The organism is Lacticaseibacillus parakribbianus (assembly GCF_025490915.1).
GTDB classification, from domain to species: domain Bacteria; phylum Bacillota; class Bacilli; order Lactobacillales; family Lactobacillaceae; genus Lacticaseibacillus; species Lacticaseibacillus parakribbianus.
On the sequence record NZ_JANQBA010000006.1, the window covers coordinates 1 to 19,356 of the forward strand.

Consider the following 19,356-nt stretch of genomic DNA (forward strand, 5'->3'; position numbering starts at 1 on the left):
TTGGGTCTGTAATTTCAAGGGCAAGTCGGATAGACTGACTAGTAAGGGACATCACACAAACTCCATTTCTGAATTCTTTGGTCGGGACGATGAACAGGAAACCTTGTGGTGTCCTGTTTTTGTACTGGAAACTAAGATGAACAGGAAACCTTGTGGTGTCCTGTTTTTGTACTGGAAACTAAATGGTATAGAAAAAGGAGTTGGCAGGCAAGTAGCCTATCAACTCCAAATATCGTAGCGCCGTAATCCCGCGTCGGTGCTGCGCCAAAGCCAGATGCTTCGTGGGGATACACCCGCGGGGCCGCTAAGCTTTGATTGATGACCTACCAGCCGCCGGAGAAGCCACCGCCGCCGCTTGAGCCGCCGCCGAAGCCGCCGCCAAAGTCGCCGCCAGAGCCGCTTGAGGTGGTCGAATCATGCGCGTAGTTGACACCGACCCACAGCGGCAGGTCGCCGGTGTGGGTGTCGCGGCCGTACTGGTAATCGTAGATGGCCTGGAAGGTCTTGCGCTGCTTTTGCGGCGTCAGCTTGGCGGCGTCCTTGGCGCGAACGTGCTTGACGAACTCGGCCCAGACCTGCTGCTGGTCCAAGGGCGTCACCTTGATGTCGGCCGCCCAGGCTTCAAAGGCCGGCTGGTACGGGGCGAACGGGCCGCTGACGGCTTGCAGCTGCCCGGCACAGGCGGCCACCAAGGCGGCGAAGTCCGGGTAGGCGTTGAGGGCGGCGGCGCCTTGGTGAAGTGTGATCGCGCCGAACACGTACGGTGGGAACGGGCTGCCCGTGACCAGGCGCAGGCTCAGCTCGCCGAAGTTATCGCGCAGGTAGGCGGCAAAGCGCGTCTGCTGCAGCGCCAGGTCGATGGGGCCGCTCAGCGGGGCCTTGACCTGGGCGACGAAGCGGTCGCGCTCGGCTTGCGGCAGGCTGGCCAAAAGCGCAAGCCCCGCCCCCGGGGCGGCGAACAGCGCCTGCAGCCGCGCGTTGCGCCGGCGCTTGCGGATCACCAGCCAGGCGGTGCCGCCGGCGGCCAGCAGCGCCGTCAACTCGACCACCACGATCATGATGCGGCGCATGGTCGCAGCCTGCTGGCGCTTGGCGGCGATGCCGGTCGGAGTCATGATCGCGCTGCGGTTGGCCGCAAGCGTTGCGGCGATGTTTTGCACAATCTGCTGCATCGCCGCGTCGTAGTCGCTGGCCCGCAGCTTTTTTTTGACCGCCGCCGTCACGATTTTGCTGGAGGCACCGTCCGGCACGGCGCTTTCCAGCCCGTAGCCGACCTCCAGACCGAACTTGCGGTCCTTAACCGCCATCACGAAGTACAGCCCGTTGTCCCAATCCTTGTGGCCGATGCCCAGCGTGTTGAAGCGGCTCGCGCGAAAATCATCGATGTCGGCGCCGCCGGGAATGCGGTCGTAGGTCTCCACCGCCAGTTGCGGCGAGCCGGGCAGCTTGGCGAAGGTCGTGTCGTTGAGCGTCGCAATCTGGCGCAGCGTGGCCGGGCTCAGCACCCCGGCGTGGTCGTTGACCCAGGCGTTGTGAGCGGCGCGAACCGGCCGGGCGAAGCCGAACAGCACAAGCCCCAGCAGTAGGCCGGCCAGCAGCGCGAGCAGCCGGTGGTGGTTTTTTCTCATCGGGACTCCTTTTGCGCAACATGCGCCTCGATGCGCCGCTCCGGCCGCACCCACAACAGCAACAGCGCCGTGTCGACCAGAATGGTCAACGGCGGCCAGACCAGCGCCAGCCCAATTGCGACCACCGCGCCGACCACGGACACCAGCGGCTTGTAGTAGCCGGCGCCGACCAGCTGGGCGAAAGCCGCGTTGTGCTGGTCGGCCGCGCTGAGGCAGCGAATCAGCAGGTAAAAGGCGAAGTTGGTCGCCGCCACCACGATGCCGTAAGTCATCTCCGGGGCCGCGGCGCCGACGTGGTGCTCGCCGACCCAGGCCGTGACGAACGGGAACAGGCTGATGGTGAACAGGAACAGCACGTTGGCCCACAGCACCCGCCCCGAGATGCGCCGCACGATCAAGAACAGGTGGTGGTGGTTATTCCAGTACACCGCCAGGGTGAAAAACGACACCAGGTAGATTAAAATGGCGTAGCGCAACCCCCACAAGGCGGCGAAGGTGCCGCCGACCGGGGGCCGCAGCTCCAAGACCATGATGGTGATGATGATGGCAATCACGCCATCCGTGAAGGCTTCCAGACGACTTTTCGGCATAAGCATGCTCCTTTCGGCCAGCCCCCACCAGCCTGTGCGTTAAAGTGTGGCAAAAACTGCGGTGGCGTCCCCCACCACCAGGTGAGCCCCGGCCGGCAAGGCGATCGGCTCGCGGTTGACCGCCAAAAGTAAGGCGTTGGGTTGCGCGAAGAGAATCAGCCCGGCGAAGGGGTAGACCTGAAAGCTGGTGCCGACCACCACGATCAGGTCGGCCGCCTGCACCGCGCGAATCGCCGCGGCGCTGACTTGCGGGTCGATTGGCTCGCCGTACAAGACGATGTGCGGCCGCAGCCGACCGCCGTCGACCGTGTGAACGTCCGACTCCAGGTAATCCTGGTACGGCACCCGGCGGCCGCAGGTGAGGCAGCGGATGTCGTACAAGTTGCCGTGGAACTCGGTCACGTGCTTGGCGCCGGCCGCCTGGTGTAGCCCGTCGACGTTTTGCGTGACGATCGCCCCCTTGGCGTTGGTGATTCTCGCCATCGCCGCATGAATCGCGTTGGGCTGGGCGCTTGGGTAGAACATGTTGGCGACCACCCAGTCGTGGAAGGCCTGGTGGTGGTCGCGCAGGTTGTCGGCCGACAGCGCGTATTCCGGCCGCGTCATGGCCGAATACAGGCCGCCCTTGCTGCGGTAATCCGGAATGCCCGAGGCGGTCGACACCCCGGCCCCGGTCATGAACGTGACAAAATGCGCTTGCGCAATCGCTTGTTTCAGATCAAACATGCTCGCATCCCCCTTTGCGCGTGAGCGGCGGATGGCCGCGGCGCCACCGGCTCGCCGCAATCGCCAGTCGTGGCGAGCCGGTGCGGCCAGGCGCTTAACTCGCCGGCACCACACCCGGGCGGCCGGGCGGTCGCGCCACTTGCAGCTGCTCAGTCTTCGCCGCGGCTGCGGGCGCCGATCGGACTGCCCAACCGGCCGCGAACTCGCGGCGACCGGCCGGTCACTCGCGAATCGTGTAATCCAGCTGGTACTGGTCCAGCACTTCCTTCAGCGGCCGGCGGTACAGGTCTTGGAAGGCCTCGGGGCTTTCGGATTGCAGCGGCAGCACGAAGACGTTTTGGCCGTCGCCCTTGGCCTGGGCCACGTAGGCGCGGTGCTTGGTGGTGCGATCGCGCATCGCGCTGTGGCGAATCTCGTAGGTCTGATTGACCGCCAGGCGCAGCTGCCGCTCGGACAACACCGGCGGCAGGGTCGCAAACTCGTCGTTCAACGTCGCCTGGTAGCCGTGCTGGGTCAGCACGTTATCGAACTGGCGCCACAGCTTGACGACGGCGCGGCGAAAGGCGAACGGCGTGTCCAGCGGCTTGTCTTGCAGCAGCATGTACAACTGCTGGGCGGCTTCGGCCTCCTCCGGCGCCGTGGTGGTCCAGTCGCCGAACGTGCCGATCATCACGCAGGCGTCAAGCGCCGTCAGGGTGCGAAACACGCTCAGCCCCGGGGCGTCGAGCCCCAGCGTCTGCACGTAGCCGTCGGTCAGCTGTTTTTCCACCACCTCGTCCCACACGCCCAGCCTCTGCTGCCAGGCCTTGATCTGGCCGTGCAACGCCGCGTCGTACAGCGCGGTGGCGACGGCGAAGAACTGCTGGTCGACATCCGGATCGCCGGACGCCAGGTGAAACTGCAGCGGCGGGAAGCCGGCGGCGGTAAAGCGCATGTGCAACAGCTCGTGGCTCAGCGTGTAGTCGACATTGGTCGTGTCCGACACCGTGATCTGCAGGTGGTCGTTGGCCAAGAGCTCCTGGTGCGACTGGGCGTGGGTCAAAACCCCGCTGGCCGGGCCGTCAATCACGACCTCAATCGGCATGGTGTAGCGCTTTTGCACCTCTTCGAACAGCGGCTGAAGCTTCTCTGGAATCATTGCGATAACCTCCTGTGTGACCCGACGGACAGATACTGCACTAATTCTACCATGAAAAATGCCGCGGGAGGAGTCGGCGACCCGCTCGCGACGGTTGAGATTCAAATAATTATGCCGGCGATACATCCAATCGTTATTCGCCGATTATCGCGATAAATCGCAGCTTTTCAGGCACCTCAGGCCATGTTACAATCACGGAACAGTGATTACTCAGGCGGAGGCGCTCAACACGCCGGAGGTGATGCCCATGGTGACTAACCGGCGGCGTTCCCCTCCAGGAAGGAGAACGCTGCCAGAATGTCGACCCATGATGTTCCTGATTTGCTCTTTGTCGGCGGCATGTTTTTGTTCGCGCTGCTGACTTTTATCCTACTGCTGATCGACCGGCGGTAGGGTAAACAAAAAGGCCCGCCTCGGCCGACGCATGGCTAAGCGGGTCAAATCCGTAATGTCCGTGCCACCGCCGCAACAATCGCTGCAGCGCTTCGGCGCGGGGAATCGGTGTTAGCAGCACCGATTCTTTTTTGTGGTTTAATTATAACATGGTGTCGCGGTCCCGCCAAGGCATCGGCACCGCGAGCGAGCCAGTGTGTCCAATCACAAGCCCAATCGACCCGCGTCGGCGCCACGGCCGCAGCGGATTCTTGCTTGGCCCCGGGTCCAGTGTGGTAAGCTGGAGGCAAAAGTCCAAGGAGGTTTTTGCCATGAAACTCATCGTTCCCACCGAAGCCGGCTACCTCGCCGCTCGCTTTGGCAAACACGCAACCGGCGCCGACGTGTACGCCGCTCACCCCAAGCGCAGCTTTCCCATCGAGATCCAAGACGCGCCGGCAGACACCAAGACCTTCGCGCTGGCCTTCATCGACTACGACGCCGTGCCGGTGTCCGGCTTCGTCTGGCTCCACTGGCTGGCCGCCGACATTCCGGCCACGGTGACCACCATCCCCGAAGACGCCAGTCGCACCGCGGCCGTGCCGATGGTACAAGGGCGCAACTCCAACGCCGGCGGCCTGGTTCGCGCCACGGACGTGCAGGTCGCCCAGGGCTACGTCGGCCCCCAGCCGCCGGACAAGGACCACGCCTACACGCTGCTGGTGTTCGCGCTGGACACCACGCTGGGCCTAACGCCGGGCTTTTGGCTCAACGACCTGCGCCGCGCCGCCACCGGCCACGTGCTGGCCCGAGCCGAGCTGACGCTGTGGTCACGCGCCTGAGTCGCAGGCGGCCGCGCTAGGCGGCGCGACCAACCCGGGACGAACGTCACCGAACCGAAGCCCGACCCTGTCAGCCGAGCCCTTGTCACCCACCACCAACAAAAACCCGGCCCCGCCGCCTGCATTCACGTGCAGGCGGCGGGGCCGGGTTTTGACGTTAGCGCTAGAACTCCTGTTTCAGCCACTTCTCAAGCAGCTGCGGCCACACGGCGACGGCGTCCTGCAGCTCGGTGCGAGCCGGGCTGAGCGTCTGCTCGGTGGCCAGGCTCAGGCCGTGGCCGCCTTTGGCAAAAGCGTGAAACTCCACCGGCACATGGGCCTTGCGCAGCGCCAGGGCGAACAGCAGGGTGTTTTCCAGCGGCACCAGGGTGTCTTCGTCGGTGTGCCAGATGAAGGTCTTCGGGACGCTCGGCGTCACCTGCAGCTCCAGGCTGGTTTCTTGCATCAGCGCCGGGTCGCCGTACTGCTTGCCCAGCAGGTTCTTGAACGAATCCTGGTGGCCAAAAGCCCCGTTGGTGATCACCGGGTAGGCCAGCACCAGGCCGTTGGGGCGGATGCTGGCCGGGTCGTAGCCGTATTTCAGCGTCAACAGCCGGTCCCACTGGGTCGCGAGGTTGGCCGCGAGGTGGCCACCGGCGGAGAAACCGGCGACGATGATGCACTCGGGGTCAACGCCCCAATCGGCGGCGTTGGCCCGGACCGTTTTCACCGCCTCGGCCAGCTCCAAGAGCTGCGTCGGGTAGCGCCGGTCCGAGCGATCGGTGGTGCTGTAATCCAGCACGAAGGCCTGGTTGTCCTGGGCAGACAGCTGCAGCGCGATCGGCTCGGCCTCCCGCGGTGAGACGAAGGCGTAACCGCCGCCGGGGCAGATGATGATGCCCGGCCGGGTGGTCGTGACGATGTCCGGCGTCGTGTCGCGCAGGTAGGCGGTCAACGTCGCGTCGGTGTGGTAACGATCGAGCTTGGTGGTGATGATTCTCATAGCCATGATTTTCCTTTCAAAATGGGCGCGAAGCGCGTGATGGTATTAGTCGAAACCGTCAGCCGCCAGCAGTGACGCGCGTCGTACAGGTAGACAACCGCGAATGCCTGCCGGTCGGGATTCGCTTGCAAAAAGGTCCGCAGCCGCGTCAGGTCGGCGGCTTCCGGCAGCATGAACAAGAACAGGTCCTGCTCGGCAAACGCCGCGTAGCCCGGCAAAAGCACCCGCTTGCGCTCGTAGGCCGCGACCAAGTCGTTGCCGGAGGCGGTCCGGGCGTTGGGAAACACGGCGTCGCGGGGCCCTCCCGGCGCGTGGACCAGCCGCATCGCCTGGTGCGGCCCGTACCGCCGGGCGGCGTGACGGTCCCGGGCCAACAGCGCCGAGACGTCTTGCTCAATCGCTCGCGTGACCTCGCAGCCAACGCGGCCGCCTGGCGTCTGAATGTCGGGCCGATCGGCGTTGAACGCGCCGGCGAACTTGACCGGCTCGATCTGGCGCAGCACGGCCAAGGCTCGCACTTCCTCGGGGTGAACACGGTTGGTCATCGAAGCACCGCCTTTCGCAGTGGTGGGACTGGCTTGAGCCGGCGCTTGCGGTCGCTTCTACGCGTCCTGGACCGGATCGACGATTCGCACCAGCGAGAAGGAGCCGGCCGCGTAGGTCAACTGCACGATGCCGCAATTGGGCAGCCGCGATCGAAGCACGGCGGCGTCGGCGTGACGCGCCAGGAAGTTGCGGATCGCGCCGGCGTGTGACACCATCAGCACCGACTGGCCGGGCGTCGCCGCCATCAGCGAGCCGATGGTCTGCGCCACGCGCTTTTCAACCGCCTGCTGGGCCTCGCCGCCGTAGGGTACGAAAAAGTCGTTGTAGGGAATGGCGGGGTTGAGGATCTCCGGTTGACCCTCGAAGCGGCCAAACCCCCACTCGCGCAGCCCCTTCACCCGCCGGTACGGCTGGCCGGTGACGAGCTCCAAGGTGTCTGAGGCGCGTTCGGCCGTCGAGCAAAAGGCCGCGTCGAACGTGATGTGGTGCCGCGCGAACCACGCCGCGGCCGCCTGGCCCTGGGTGATGCCCCGCGACGTCAGTGGCGAGTCGCACCACCCCTGAATCCGGTTCTCCACGTTGAACAGGGTCTCCCCGTGGCGCATTAAGTAAAGCGTTTGCATTATCGCCGCCTCCGTCTACCTCGATTATAGTGGAAAAGCGCTTGCACCGCATGTTTTTCCGCGCAAAAAAGGCGCCGTAGTCGGCGCCTTTGAGCAACACATGGCCGTCTCGAACCTAATCCCCGATCGCCGCCAGCACCAGCCGGGCCACGGCCTTGACGGAAAAAGGATTCTGCCCCGTAATCAACTGGCCGTCCTGCACGGCGAACTCGCGGTAGGCCCGTTTTTGGACGAAGTGAGCACCACGGGCCGTGGCGGCCTGGCGGTTCAGGAACGGGACGACGCGGCGCTTACCGGCCAGCAGCTCCTCGCTGGCGGTGAAGCCGGTGATGGTGCGACCGGCAATCAGGCGCCGGCCCGAGGCGTCGGTCACGTTCAAAAGCCCGGCGATGCCGTGACACACCGAGGCGACGAGGCCGCCTTGCGCGTGAATGGCCGCGGCCAGCCGAGACAGCCCGGCGTCGTCTGGAAAATCCCACATCACGCCGTGGCCGCCGGTGTAGTAAATCGCCGCGTAATCGGCCGGGTTGACCGCGGCCGGGGCCAGCGTGTGGGTCAGCGCCCGGTCGATGAAGTCCGGCTGCTCGTACACGCGCATGATGTCGGCGTCGACGTAGCGCATGCTGCGCGGATCCAGCGGCACGAAGCCGCCCTTGGGACTGACGTAATCCACTGCCACGTGGTGAGCGGCCATCGCCGAGACGAACTCGGCGGCCTCGCCCAGCCACAGCCCGGTCGGCTCGGCTCGCTCACCGTACTGCATCACATTGGTTTCAACCACCAGCACCTTGGTCATCGTGCTCCTCCTTCGCTCCGCCGTTCAATATTGTGACTCATTAAACCATCACCGAGTGGCCGCGTCAACCGGCCGCCACCCGTTCACACCAAAAAAGCGCCCGGCCCCACTGCGCCGGACGCGCCGAAGCCACCGCAGGGGTAACCCCGCGGCAGCCTCGGTTATTGTGTTGATGACTTGCGTACTTACGTTGGCGACCTGCGCTCTGGTGCTGATCGCGCCGCGGCAACCGCGCTGCTGCGCGGTGCCTTGGCACAAGCCGCCTGTCAGTCGGCGCCGCAGCTACCTCGCAATGCGAGTAGGCGTCAGGCTTTGCGGCAGGCGGGTGGTGGTCCACACCCTGGTGGTCGGTCCCAATCGGAGGGGACCGTTGCACGAAAACGTCGGCGTTGTTGCCTGGTTCGGCATGGCATGAGTGGGGTACTGGGAATGCTTATGTCCCGGACCGTTCCCCATAGACGGTGGTCGCGCTGCGGCTGTGATCAAAGCCGCCACCCCGTCCTAAGATAATCATCTGAAGCAAGTGTAAGCCCTGCCATTTCAGCCGTCAACTATTAAGCTCGCTTGCCGCCACTTTTTCACCACGCACAAAAGGGCCGCGGTCGCGGCCCTTCCCAGTTACGATTTGACAATCCGCCACACGCCGCCTTCCAGCGTGACGCGCTGGCCCTTCTTCGGGTAGAAGCGCATCTTCTGCTGGCGCAGCTTCTTGACCCCGCAGGCGACGCGCCACTTGCGGCCTTCCTCCTTCAGCAGGTAGGTGCGACCCGGCAGGTCGTCGATGCTTGCGGTGCCATCCGCCGCGGTGGTCACCGTCAGCACCTGGCGCTTGCGGTACAGCGGCTTGCCGTTGGGCTTGCACAGCCGGTACGTCACGCCCGGCACCGGGTCACCGTTCGCGTCGACCACCGTGAACCAGAGGTCAAAGAGGTGGCGCCGCAGCAAGAGCCCGTGCAGGTAGCGGCCGAGTAGCCCCAGCGTCAGCAGCAAGGCCGCGATGCAGCCGAGCAGGATGGCCAGCTGCTGCCAGGTCTCGGCGCTTTGGGCGGCCTTGACCTCCTTGGCGATTTTGGCCGTGTACGGCACCCGGTAGCCGGTCAACAGCAGCCGGTGCGAGTTGATCATGTACGGGGTGCAGGTCAGAAGCGTCGCGAGGTCGCGGCCGGGCTCGATTTTCAAGACATCGGTGTCCTCCGGCAGCACGACCTGGATGCGGAAGACCTTGTAGGCCAAGTGGTGCTTGCCGACGGTGAAAACGAACAGGTTGCCCTTCTTGACCCGGTTGAGGTCGGAAAAAAGCCGGCGGTCGACCAGGCCGCGGTGGCCGGCGACCACCGTGTGGGTGCTGGGGCCGCCGGTCGGCAGCGAGGTCCCCGGCACCACGGCGGCACCGACGGCCAGCGTGTCGTCGGTCAGCGTCTTGAACAGCGGCACCGTCAGCGCAATCTTAGGCACCGTCACCGTGCCGAGCTGGTCTTTTTGCAGGTTGACCTTGTCCTTTTTGTCCATGCCGGAAAACGGATCGGCGTCGGCATGCAGCCCGGACTTCTTCAAAGCCGCGTTGGCCTTGGCCATCTTGGCGCGTTGGGCCTCGACGTTGGCCGCATTTTGCTTTTCCACCTGGGCCACGCGCCGCGCGTCCAGCAGGCTGTTGAGCGATTCGACGTAAAACGGGTACAACGCGACCACGACACCGACCATCAGCAAGACGACGGCAATCGCCTGGGTGATCAGGTGGCCACGGGCCCGGGGGTGTTTTTGTGCCATTGCGATCCTTTCCATTCGACCCTTACAGCAAGCGCCAAGCCTTGCGACTTGGCGCCTGTTAAAAGGTCGGATTAAGTTAGCTTAAACCTCTTCGTGGTGCTTGCCGCGACGCAGGAAGAAGACGCCAGCCGCCATGATGGCCAGCCCGGCCACGATGACGATGTAGATCCCCATGCCACCGGTGCTTGGGAGGATACCCTTAGGGGCGTTGGTAACTTGCTGCGCCTTGGCAGCGTCCGAGTAGTCTTTGTCGGTCCAGTACGATGTTGCATCAACATCGAAGGACAACGGTGCGGTCGCAACCGCGTAACCCTCAGGTGCTTCGTATTCCTGAATCTCGTACGAGCCATAACCCAGACCCGTAATTTCGAAGGTCCCGTCATCAGCAGAGGTTAGGGTCACCGCGCCATCCTTCTTGGCAATTTCTGCCGCAGTGGCGCCGTTGACATCGGCCCAGTAGTAGTTGGTTGGAGCGGAGGTGCTTGCCGCAGCCTTCGTCTCGCTGGTCGAGCTCTCACTGGTCGTAGACGTCGAATCGGAGGACGTTGCGTCTGCATCGGTCGTGGTCGAAGCGACTGGCTTCGTGGTGGTCAGGTACTGCTTTCCGTCCTTGCTCAACACGACGAACTTGGCATTCGCCAACGTCTTGGTCTTATCATCCGCGTCAACCTTGACGAAGCGCTTGCCGCCGGTCGTCAGCGGTGTCGTACTGGTGATTGGCTTTGGTGCGTTTGGAACGGTAATGCTGTTGTTCAACGTTTTGCCAGGGGCAAGCAGCTTGTTGATCTGAGCATTGTAAGTGATGTAGAGGGCCTGACCCGCTGCATCGGCAATCTGATCGTTCTTGAAAGTAAGTGTGAAGCCGGCACCTTGCTTGTCGCTTTGAGGCGTGGCCTCAACCGTATAGTGGGTGCCGAGTGTCAGCTTGTTGGTGTGAGCCTCGTCCGTGTAAACCGCGATGGAGCTGGCATCAATGTTCAGCCCAACGTCCGGTGTATCGACAAGTGTGTAAGCGTCCAGCACGGAAATATCCGTTGGGATAGTTTCCATGACGTTGTAGGTCACATCGTCACCGAGCTGGTGAGCAGCGTTGCCGGCAAGATCCAAGTTCGATTTGCTGTCTGTCGCAAGGTCCTTGGTAGCTGCCTTACCAATTTCGTTCTTTGGGTACACATTGACAGTAGCGCCGTTATCCGCAGCCTTCAGTGGCAGCACCAGAATGATTGGGTTCGCCTTTTCAATAGTTGCACCACTCTTGTTACCAGAAACGGCCGACTTGGTTTCAAGAAGCATGTACACAGCCCAGTCGCCGCCAACCTTGTTATCAAGCTTGAACGTCGTGGTCCCGTCGTCGCCGGTCGTCTGTGCGTCACCGACCTTGGTGCCAACCGTGGTTAGATCTTTTTCGTTTTGAATTGACTGAATTGCCTTTTGCGAAGTTGTACCGTCAGTATCAAGTGCCTTCTTGTAGGCCGAGGTAACGTCGTATGCCGTGAACTCAACGCCGGGCATCGGTGTCCCACCCTTGAGTTCATCGCTCGAAAGAATGGCACCGGTGTTATCGATTGCTTCTTGTGCGTTGCCGTCCTTCTGGCTATCCTGAAGGGCCTTCCAGCCATCTTCATCATAGGCCAGTTTGTGAACGGTTACGGTGGTTTGATCCGTTGTTGACGGTTCGTCTGCCGCGCTAACGGTCTGAACCCCTACGGCAGCTTGGAATGCCAGCGGCAGAATCAGTAACGCGCTGGCAAGGAGGTGCTTGAGTTGTCCTTTTTTCATTGTTTTTCCCTCTTATTCGTCTTGGTGTGGAACCAAAAATATAGTGCGATGCCGATGATGACGATCCCCAAGAGCGCCATCGCGGATCTGGCCTCCCCGGTCTGGGGAAGCCAACCGCCGGTGATCGGCAGGTGTGGCCAAAAGCTGTGGTGCGTGGTGGCCGGTGGCTTGGTACTTGGCGTCGAAGGCGTCGCCGGCGTTGGCGGCGTCGTCTCCTTGCCAGGCGGTCCGGCCGGCTTCTGCGGGTTGTAGACCCGCAGGACGGCCCGGGCCGACTCGCCGTTTTGGATGTGCCCATCCAGCAGATTGGCGAGCCGGTGGCCGTTCAGCCACAGATCCGTGGCCGTGACGCGCAAGTCGACGCGCCGGGCCGCGGCGGTGATGGTGAAGCCTTGCGGGGCTCGGACCTCGCGGAACCAGTAGCGTCCGGCGGGAAGCCGGATGTTTTCCAGCAAAACCGCGCCCGAGGCATCCGAGCGAAGCTTGCGAACCGCCTTGTCGGCTCGCGGTGCGGTGCTTTCCACCCAGCCGCCGCCGGTGCCGAGGTACTGCCGCGACCCGTCGTGGGTTCGGGCAAGTACGAATCTCGCGCCGGCAAGCGGCGTCTTGGCGCCATCGACCAGCGTCGCATACTTGTAAAAGTACACGGCCGCGGTCTCGGTCACCGGCTTGGGATACGCCCCGACCACGCCGTCTGCCGGCGTGACCTCAACGATGACCGCAAGCGTCCGGGCGAACCCGGCGAAGTCCAGCGTCGCCGCCGTGTCCTGCAAAAGCAGGTAGTCGCGGTTGTCGCTTGGCACCGCCAGGCTCTCGGCGCCGGTCGCGGCGGCCACCAGGTGGTGGTTGGCCACGAACTGGCGCAGCTTTCTGGCGTCTGCGGCCTGCAGGCGCAGCCTTAGTTCGTCCAGCGACTCGCCGGCCGCCTTGCGCTTTTGGACGTAGGCGGTGATGTCGTAGGCCGAAAAATTCGGGTGCCCCCGCGACGTGATCGCGCTTGGCGCGTGGATCACGACGGTGGCGCTGGCGGCTCTCACCGGTTGCCCCCTCAGGCCGAGGCCCAAGGCGCAACCGATCAGCAAGGCGATGAACACTTGAAGCGATTTTTTCATCCGCGCTCACCCGCCTTTCGCTGCACATGCGCCAGCCAGAACAGCCCGGCCGCCGCGGCGAAGGTCAGAGTCGCCAGGATCAGGGGCACCAGCGGCCCCGTCCCGCCCGTTTTGGGCAAAATGCCCTTCTTCGGATCCTTCACGGTGATGGTGACGACATGCGCCGTCGTGTCGACGCTCGCCACCACCTGGTGCGAGGCGGCGTCCTTGGCGTCGGCCGCAGTCACCGTGGCCCCTTGCCAGGTCAGTGTCGGCGGCGAGTCGTCGCTGGCGGTCTTGATGGTGATGGCGCCGTTCAGCGGCACGTAGCCGGCCGGCGCCGTGCCCTCCTCCAGCGTGTAGCCAGCGCCCATGTCGAGGTTCTCGATGGTGGCGCCGGCCGTGGCCGTCGGCTTCAGCGTGGTGACGGCCTTGCCGTCGGATCCGGTCAGTGGGAACGCCGCCCCATCGATTTGCTTGCCGGTGTCTTGGTCGACCTTGACGACCTTGAGGGACCAGGGCTTAGCCTCGGGCTGGTCGGTGAAGGTCATGGCGTAGCCGTCGTCGGTGAGCTTCAGCGTGACCGGCAGTTTTTTAATCTCATCGTCTGACAGGGGCGAGCCCTTGTCGTCGACAAGCTGACCGTTTTGAATGTATATCGGAGTCTTGTCGACCGTGTAGCCAACCGGCGCCGAAATCTCCCACAGCTTGTAACGCACCCCTGCCTGCATGCTGTGCGTGTAGGTGACGGGGCTAGCGCTGAAGTTGGTCAGGTGACCATCGATGTCGGTAATCAAGACGCCCGGGTTGTCATCTCCGCGCTGCCAGAAGAAGACGGCGCCGCCGAGTGGATTGCCTTGCGGATTGACCTTGGTGATGGTCAGCGGCTGCAACGCGTCCTCTTGGGTAAAATGCACCAGGTGAATCGGGCCGCTCTGCGTGTTGTCTGCCGAAAAGCCGTTATCGGTCTGCGACGGCAGGTCAGTCCAGATTGAGGCGTCGGTGAGTTGCGCCTCGGCCTCCGGAATGGTGGTAGCCGTCAGCACCGTCTCTTGCCAGTCGTACGTTGTACCAGTCACCGGATTGCCGGTGGTGCTGAGGCGCAGCGCGTAGATCTTGGAGCTGAGCTGCAGCCCCGTCGGCGCCTTGGTTTCCTGCAGCAGGTAAGTTCCTGGCTTCAGCTTCGTCGTGGGATGCAGGTCAGCCTCGGTGGTGGTGATGGTTTTCGGTGCGGTGCCAGGATTGCTCAGATCGGTCAGCGTGTAGCTGGCGCCAGCCAGCGGCTCGTCTTCGTCTTTGGTCAGCTTGGTGATATCAAAGCCGAACTCCGCGTTGGTGACGGTCAGCTCACGCCTGCCGTCGATGTTTTTGGCCTCATACACCGGCGTGTAACCACTCGGTGGGTCCGTCTCCTTCACGTAATACACCAGCTCGTAACCATCCGCTCGCGTCGGCAGGTTGCTGACGGTGATCGACCAGTTATTGGCCTTCGACAAAACCAGCGGATCGTGGTCGACCTTCGTGTCATGCGTGGTGCCGTCCGGATCGGTGATGCGCTGGTAAAGCGCCATCGTGACCGAGTCGCTGGCCGGATTACTGCCGGTCAGGCCGGACCACTTCTTGGTCACCGTGACGCTAGTGGTATCGGGTAATTTGCTCGGTTCGTTGGTGACGATTCGGTTGTTCGACTTTTCATCGGTGGTACTAGTCCAAGGGTTGTACTGCAGGTCCCAACGGGAAACCTCACCACCGGAAACATTGACCGAGTTGGCAATCATCGAGCCGAAAATGTGACCCTGTTTATTGATCAGGTTGGCCCCAGGTGCCAAAATCGTGCCGTAGAAGGTATCACTGGAGACGCTGATGGTTTTGCCCTCGGCGTTCTTGTAGTTCCAAAGAATCTTGTTGGAATATTGGGCGCGATCTGCATCCTCTTCGAGCGGCATCGGGGTGGCTGAAGCCGCATCAAGCGCATCCTTGGGCGAGTTAGCGGCGGAGACGAACACGACGTTCGGGGCGCCGACGTCCAGGTTGTCCGGGGCTCCGGTGAAGTCGATATTGATTTCAACTGGCGCCGCGTGCTTGGACAGATCCATGTTCAGGAAGTACACTTTCCCGCCGGAAGTGACATTGCTGCCGACCGCAAAAATCTGGTCGTAAGGAATGTTGAACTCACGGGCCATTGGCGTCGTGCTGGTGCGGAAGGTCGTGACATCGGTATCGATGGTGGTCGGCATCGCGTAGCCCTTTGGCGCCGCCACTTCGCGAAAGCGGTAGTTACCGGAGACGTTGACGGCGACGTTAATTTCACCTTTGTCATTCGTATTCAGGATGTAGATGCCGGCGGTCAGGCCGTACTGCTTGCCATCCGCCACCTTGTACAAATCGTTGTAGGCGGTGTCATCCGGAATAATCTGGTGCTGCGCGTCATACAGGCTGGCCGGCTTGGTGATCAGCTTGTGGTTCTCATCGTAGGTCGGGTTGCCGTCGTCATCGGTCACCGGCAGTTCAGTTCCTGGCGCCATATCCGCCCACTTCACCGGGTCCGGTGAACCACTGCCGGTGTAGGTCGCGGGATACACCGGGTACTGCACCGTGAACCGGGCCCCGGCCAACAGGGCGCCGGTCTCGGCATCTTTCTTGGTCAGTTTCAGAGCGTAGGCATTCTCGTAGGTATCCCCGTAGGCATCGGCGGTACCGGTGTTGTTCAAGTCGTAAATGGTGAGGTTGGGATCCGCGGTGTCCAGGTCAGTCAGCTTTTCCTGCTTGTCATCGTTGGACAGCTCATCGGACTTGAGGTCGAGGCTATCAAGGACGGCGGAGATGTTGATGTACGGCGCAACGCTATCGGCCAGCGCGACCTGGCCGGCCTTCAAGTGGTTAAAGTCGCGGCCGTTAATCGCATAAATCTGCCCGACTCTAGTGGTAACATGAAGGCCACTAATGCCGCTGCCAAGAACTAACTTCGGATTCAACGATGGATCATCCGTGATATCAGGAAGTGTGTTCGTGCCATCCGCAAAGTTCTGATAGTAGAAAACGTCGCGGCCATCCGTATCGTTGGCACCTGGGCCGGTGACCAGCTCGCTCTTGAGCTGAACTGGGCTGGCAATCCCGTTACCCCCAGTCGATATCGTGCCGGCCGCGACGTTCCCGTGAACGTTGCTGGAGAGGGTCACCGTATTAGCAAAAATAGTGAAGTGCTGGGCACTGCCGAGGTAGTCATTTTGAGTGGAGGGGAATTCATTGGCGTAGGTCTGAATCTGGGAAATCGGTAATCGTGCGTCGTCGCTGCCGATACCGGAATCGACGGTCATGCGGGGATCTTGTGTGACCCGAGGTTCAACATCACTGGTGGTTTCGGCATTGGTGTTTGCAAACGCATTGACCAGCACAAAATAGGCGACCCAAAAGACGCCCATCAGGCTCAATGCTGCGCCTAATAGACGACCGAGTCGTCTCAGCTGTGCTAGTTGCTGTTGCATCAACAATAACCCCCCAGTCATTGTTGATGTGTAGTGGTGGCCCAGTGCTTACGCTGGGTGCGAAACTTACACGTTGCCCCGAAAATTGTGTCGCGTCACGATACGAATTCAACCTGTACCCAAGTAAATGCGCATTAGGTTATGGTTAATAAACTCAAAGGCTATACAGGTCCATCCTACAAGAATTTTTGTTGAATGTATATGGTTTTGCAAATTTTAGTGCGAATATTTTCAATAATCGTCTGGGTGATTGTACCGCAGGAGTTCCCGCGAAACAAGCGGTCAGGAGCGGTCACGTCCCGTCGCGTCGGGCTTTGTGAAATCGCTTGCACAAAAACGTTTCCTCTAATTTCTTATGTTACTTATCAAATTTTATAACCGAATAGTTGAAAACATGACGTGCAAACTCCCATGCGAGGGCATCACCCGTACCAATCGCCGCCGCTGACCGGTGCAGTCACTGTTCGCGTGGCGTCGACAGCCGCCCGGCCGGTCAGGCGGCACCGGGCTATTTTCGGTGCCAATTTTTCCGACTTTTTGATCTCGCCGACTGGGCTATACCAAACAAAAATCGGCCCTGCCAGCTGGCAGAACCGATTACGGTGTGACCTATTCAGTCTGAAATTACAGGCGACGGGCGAAGCTTGGCATGAAGCCGGCGGAGATCGTCGCGATGCGAACCACGTCGCCTTCCTGAGGCGCGTGGATGTACTGGCCGCCACCGATGTAGATGGCGACGTGGTAGGCGCTGTTGCGGCCACCCCAGAAGAGGAGGTCACCGGCCTGCAGGCTGCTCAGGGATACTTCGGAGCCGTAGTGAGCCTGTTGCGAGGCCTGGTGCGGCAGGGAGATGCCGACCTGGGCGGCGGACCACATCACAAGCCCGGAGCAGTCGAAGCCAACGGATGGGTCAGCGGCGGCCCAGACGTAAGCCTTGCCCTGCTGAGATTCGGCGGCGGCGATCATGCTGGAGAAGCTGCCGGCCGAGACGTGGCTGGTGCTGCCGGTGTTGGCGCTTGAGCTTGAGCTGTTCGTGTTGGCGGCACTGCTGTGGTGCGAGGTGCTGGAGCTGGTGTTGGAGACGACGGTGGCGGCGCTGGACTTGCTGCTCGTGGCCTTCTTGACGGTCGTTGCGGCGCTGGTGGCCTTGGCGATCGCAGTGTCTTGAGCGGCCTGGGCGGCAGCGGTGGCCTTCGCCTGCTCGGCGGCGGCCTTCAGGGCGGCGGCCTGGGCGGTGGCGGTGGTCAGCTTCTTTTCAAGGGCGGCGATTTCGTCCTTGTTGTCATCCAGCTTCTTGGCCAAGGCGGCGGAGTCCTTCTTGGCCTGCTTTTGCAAGCTGGTCAGTTCCTTCTTGTCGGCCTCCAGCTGGTTCTTGGTGGCGACCAGGTCGGCCTTCTTGTCTTCCTGGGTGGCCTTGAGCGTCTTGACCTTGGCCTTGGCGGCGTTCACGGCGTCCAGCGCATCCTTGCTGGCGGAGTTGAGCTTGTTGACGGTGACCCCGCGGGAGACCAGGTCGGACAGGTCCTTGGCGTTCAGGACGAAGTCGACGTAGACGTTACCGGTGATGGAGTCGCCGGCCTTTTTTTGCAGGGAAACCAGTTGCTTTTTCAAAACAGCTTTGCGGCTCTTGATCTCCTGGTTCTCCTTGGCGATCTTGGCTGCGTAGCTGGCGATGGTGTCTTCAGTGGTGCTGATGTTCTTCTTAGTGTCGATAATGGCCAGCGTCTTGTCGGAGACCTTATTATCGATCTTGGCGACCTTCTCTTGGGCCGTCTGCAGTTCCTTAAGCAAGGTCGTGGCTTCGCTCTTCTTGTTGCTCAGCGCGGACTTCGCCGAGCTGACATCGTCGGCGGAGACGGTGTTGCTGGTGCTGAAGGTGCCTGCTGCCAGGATGGTCATCAGGGCAGCCACTGTGATTGATTTTGCGAATTTCATAAATTACACTCCCTTACTTCACTGTCTAAGAATATAGCAGACCAAAGTTACAGCGCTGTTACAGTGAAGTTAACGATTCGCGGCGCTTGTCATGAAAACGGTCGGTTGTAACACACGGGCTCGGCTCCCAGCGGCCGCAATCCCGCGTCCCGCCTGGTCTCGCGGCCGCCTGGCCCCAGTCGTTCCACTCTGTCCAAAATGTCACAAACTATTCGCCGAATATTCCCGGGATCGGCGCAAAACCGCGACCCCAAGCCGGTCCGACCGACAAATGCCGAAGATTGCGCCGACGCAAAGACCCGCCTGGGCAGCCGGTGGTTCCGGTTGTCCAGGCGGGTCGGCGTCAGCGGTGGCCAAGTGCCACCACTGACTGACTATATAGAAGAAACACGATTGTTCACCGCACCCCGGCGATGAACAGCGCGGTCAGCTTGGTCTGGTCACTGCCCGGCTGCGCGTCGATCAGCGCGTCGACCAGAATCATCAGGAACCGGCGCAGCGTCGCCTCGTCGGTGGTCGCGGCGATTTCGCCGCTGGCGCGACCCTGCGCGATGATGGCCGCCCACAGCTCGTTGTTCCAGTCCGTCAGCTGCGCGGCGTGGGTCGGCGACGCCTGCAGCCGCAAGAACAGCTGCTGGAAGCCCTTGCCCGGAATGCCGGCGCGGAAGGCCTGGGCGCAGGCCGCGAACTGCGTGATGCGCTGGGTCAAGGACACCCCCGGCGCCGTCGCCTGCTTTTGCGCCTGGCGGTAGAACCGCGAGAACGCCCGCATCCCCGCCAGGTCGATCAGCTCGTCCTTGCGAAACGAGTTGCGCATCGTCGCGTAATCTACCCGCGCCAGCACGCAGATCTCGCTGACGTTGAAGTGCCCGATGCCCTTCACCTGCATCAGCTGGTCCGTCGCCGCGATCAGCCGCTCCTGCGCCGTACCCCGTGCCTGTGCCGTTGTCTCCAAAAATGCCACCCCCATGACGTTATGCGTCCATGTTACCACAGGGTGTCAGGACGCGCGAATCTGAAGCACGCCGCCGCGACGGCACACCGCTGCCGCGGTCC

Annotated in this window: 17 protein-coding genes; 3 read left to right on the forward strand and 14 right to left on the reverse strand. The window is 62.2% G+C overall.

All coding sequences use genetic code 11. The annotated features are described in order from the left end of the window. The coding region (locus NUH19_RS06515; RefSeq protein ID WP_262315746.1) for a hypothetical protein at positions 1-238 on the forward strand (238 nt) is incomplete at its 5' end. An 85-nt stretch (positions 239-323) separates the two neighbouring features. On the opposite strand, the gene NUH19_RS06520 is transcribed toward NUH19_RS06515, so the two are convergent. From NUH19_RS06520 to NUH19_RS06535, 4 genes are all read right to left on the reverse strand, one after another. Beyond that, on the reverse strand, positions 324-1,628 hold the full coding sequence (locus NUH19_RS06520) for a TPM domain-containing protein (protein WP_262315747.1): 1,305 nt from the start codon (positions 1,626-1,628) through the stop codon (positions 324-326). Then, on the reverse strand, positions 1,625-2,218 hold the full coding sequence (locus tag NUH19_RS06525; RefSeq protein WP_262315748.1) for a TMEM175 family protein: 594 nt from the start codon (positions 2,216-2,218) through the stop codon (positions 1,625-1,627). Before NUH19_RS06525 ends, NUH19_RS06520 begins: the two co-directional genes overlap by 4 nt. Positions 2,219-2,257: 39 nt before the next feature. Next, positions 2,258-2,944 (reverse strand): NAD-dependent protein deacylase, encoded by a 687-nt coding sequence (locus NUH19_RS06530; RefSeq protein WP_262315749.1) that lies wholly within the window; start codon positions 2,942-2,944, stop codon positions 2,258-2,260. 220 nt (positions 2,945-3,164) lie between these two features. Beyond that, positions 3,165-4,082, reverse strand: coding sequence for a hypothetical protein (locus NUH19_RS06535; protein ID WP_262315750.1), 918 nt, complete (start codon positions 4,080-4,082; stop codon positions 3,165-3,167). A gap of 297 nt (positions 4,083-4,379) precedes the next feature. Between NUH19_RS06535 and NUH19_RS06540 the strand changes: the two genes are divergently transcribed. Further along, positions 4,380-4,475 (forward strand): putative holin-like toxin, encoded by a 96-nt coding sequence (locus NUH19_RS06540; protein WP_262315751.1) that lies wholly within the window; start codon positions 4,380-4,382, stop codon positions 4,473-4,475. A gap of 311 nt (positions 4,476-4,786) precedes the next feature. Next, positions 4,787-5,296 (forward strand): YbhB/YbcL family Raf kinase inhibitor-like protein, encoded by a 510-nt coding sequence (locus tag NUH19_RS06545; RefSeq protein ID WP_262315752.1) that lies wholly within the window; start codon positions 4,787-4,789, stop codon positions 5,294-5,296. A gap of 163 nt (positions 5,297-5,459) precedes the next feature. On the opposite strand, the gene NUH19_RS06550 is transcribed toward NUH19_RS06545, so the two are convergent. The 10 genes from NUH19_RS06550 to NUH19_RS06595 all read right to left on the reverse strand — a co-directional run bounded on the left by NUH19_RS06550 (position 5,460) and on the right by NUH19_RS06595 (position 19,255). Then, a complete protein-coding gene (locus NUH19_RS06550) occupies positions 5,460-6,284 on the reverse strand; it encodes an alpha/beta hydrolase (RefSeq protein WP_338085542.1) in 825 nt (274 codons plus the stop codon). After that, positions 6,275-6,823 carry a hypothetical protein gene (locus NUH19_RS06555; RefSeq protein ID WP_262315753.1) on the reverse strand — a complete coding sequence of 183 codons (549 nt, stop codon included), beginning with the start codon at positions 6,821-6,823 and terminating at the stop codon, positions 6,275-6,277. The genes NUH19_RS06550 and NUH19_RS06555 overlap by 10 nt, the downstream gene beginning before the upstream one ends. Positions 6,824-6,880: 57 nt before the next feature. Continuing rightward, complete coding sequence (locus NUH19_RS06560; protein ID WP_262315754.1) at positions 6,881-7,447, reverse strand: histidine phosphatase family protein; 567 nt, start codon at positions 7,445-7,447, stop codon at positions 6,881-6,883. A 115-nt stretch (positions 7,448-7,562) separates the two neighbouring features. Next, positions 7,563-8,243 (reverse strand): type 1 glutamine amidotransferase domain-containing protein, encoded by a 681-nt coding sequence (locus tag NUH19_RS06565; protein ID WP_262315755.1) that lies wholly within the window; start codon positions 8,241-8,243, stop codon positions 7,563-7,565. A 618-nt stretch (positions 8,244-8,861) separates the two neighbouring features. Continuing rightward, on the reverse strand, positions 8,862-10,010 hold the full coding sequence (locus NUH19_RS06570; RefSeq protein ID WP_262315756.1) for a class C sortase: 1,149 nt from the start codon (positions 10,008-10,010) through the stop codon (positions 8,862-8,864). Positions 10,011-10,091: 81 nt separating this feature from the next. Beyond that, positions 10,092-11,789, reverse strand: coding sequence for a SpaH/EbpB family LPXTG-anchored major pilin (locus tag NUH19_RS06575; RefSeq protein ID WP_262315757.1), 1,698 nt, complete (start codon positions 11,787-11,789; stop codon positions 10,092-10,094). Next, a complete protein-coding gene (locus NUH19_RS06580; RefSeq protein ID WP_262315758.1) occupies positions 11,786-12,901 on the reverse strand; it encodes a prealbumin-like fold domain-containing protein in 1,116 nt (371 codons plus the stop codon). The genes NUH19_RS06575 and NUH19_RS06580 overlap by 4 nt, the downstream gene beginning before the upstream one ends. Further along, positions 12,898-16,365: an MSCRAMM family protein gene (locus NUH19_RS06585; protein ID WP_262315759.1), complete on the reverse strand. Its 3,468-nt coding sequence runs from the start codon at positions 16,363-16,365 to the stop codon at positions 12,898-12,900. The genes NUH19_RS06580 and NUH19_RS06585 overlap by 4 nt, the downstream gene beginning before the upstream one ends. 624 nt (positions 16,366-16,989) lie before the next feature. Then, positions 16,990-18,300 (reverse strand): C40 family peptidase, encoded by a 1,311-nt coding sequence (locus tag NUH19_RS06590; RefSeq protein WP_262315760.1) that lies wholly within the window; start codon positions 18,298-18,300, stop codon positions 16,990-16,992. Positions 18,301-18,697: 397 nt separating this feature from the next. Continuing rightward, entirely contained in the window at positions 18,698-19,255 is a 558-nt protein-coding gene (locus NUH19_RS06595; RefSeq protein WP_262315761.1) for a hypothetical protein, read from the reverse strand. Positions 19,256-19,356: the final 101 nt, after the last annotated feature.

Coding starts and splice junctions, on each gene's coding strand:
- NUH19_RS06520 (WP_262315747.1), bottom strand. CDS start 1,628: ATGAGAAAAAACCACCACCGGCTGCTCGCGCTGCTGGCCGGCCTACTG.
- NUH19_RS06555 (WP_262315753.1), bottom strand. CDS start 6,823: ATGACCAACCGTGTTCACCCCGAGGAAGTGCGAGCCTTGGCCGTGCTG.
- NUH19_RS06540 (WP_262315751.1), top strand. CDS start 4,380: ATGTCGACCCATGATGTTCCTGATTTGCTCTTTGTCGGCGGCATGTTT.
- NUH19_RS06565 (WP_262315755.1), bottom strand. CDS start 8,243: ATGACCAAGGTGCTGGTGGTTGAAACCAATGTGATGCAGTACGGTGAG.
- NUH19_RS06575 (WP_262315757.1), bottom strand. CDS start 11,789: ATGAAAAAAGGACAACTCAAGCACCTCCTTGCCAGCGCGTTACTGATT.
- NUH19_RS06545 (WP_262315752.1), top strand. CDS start 4,787: ATGAAACTCATCGTTCCCACCGAAGCCGGCTACCTCGCCGCTCGCTTT.
- NUH19_RS06590 (WP_262315760.1), bottom strand. CDS start 18,300: ATGAAATTCGCAAAATCAATCACAGTGGCTGCCCTGATGACCATCCTG.
- NUH19_RS06560 (WP_262315754.1), bottom strand. CDS start 7,447: ATGCAAACGCTTTACTTAATGCGCCACGGGGAGACCCTGTTCAACGTG.
- NUH19_RS06535 (WP_262315750.1), bottom strand. CDS start 4,082: ATGATTCCAGAGAAGCTTCAGCCGCTGTTCGAAGAGGTGCAAAAGCGC.
- NUH19_RS06580 (WP_262315758.1), bottom strand. CDS start 12,901: ATGAAAAAATCGCTTCAAGTGTTCATCGCCTTGCTGATCGGTTGCGCC.
- NUH19_RS06530 (WP_262315749.1), bottom strand. CDS start 2,944: ATGTTTGATCTGAAACAAGCGATTGCGCAAGCGCATTTTGTCACGTTC.
- NUH19_RS06570 (WP_262315756.1), bottom strand. CDS start 10,010: ATGGCACAAAAACACCCCCGGGCCCGTGGCCACCTGATCACCCAGGCG.
- NUH19_RS06585 (WP_262315759.1), bottom strand. CDS start 16,365: ATGCAACAGCAACTAGCACAGCTGAGACGACTCGGTCGTCTATTAGGC.
- NUH19_RS06525 (WP_262315748.1), bottom strand. CDS start 2,218: ATGCCGAAAAGTCGTCTGGAAGCCTTCACGGATGGCGTGATTGCCATC.
- NUH19_RS06550 (WP_338085542.1), bottom strand. CDS start 6,284: ATGGCTATGAGAATCATCACCACCAAGCTCGATCGTTACCACACCGAC.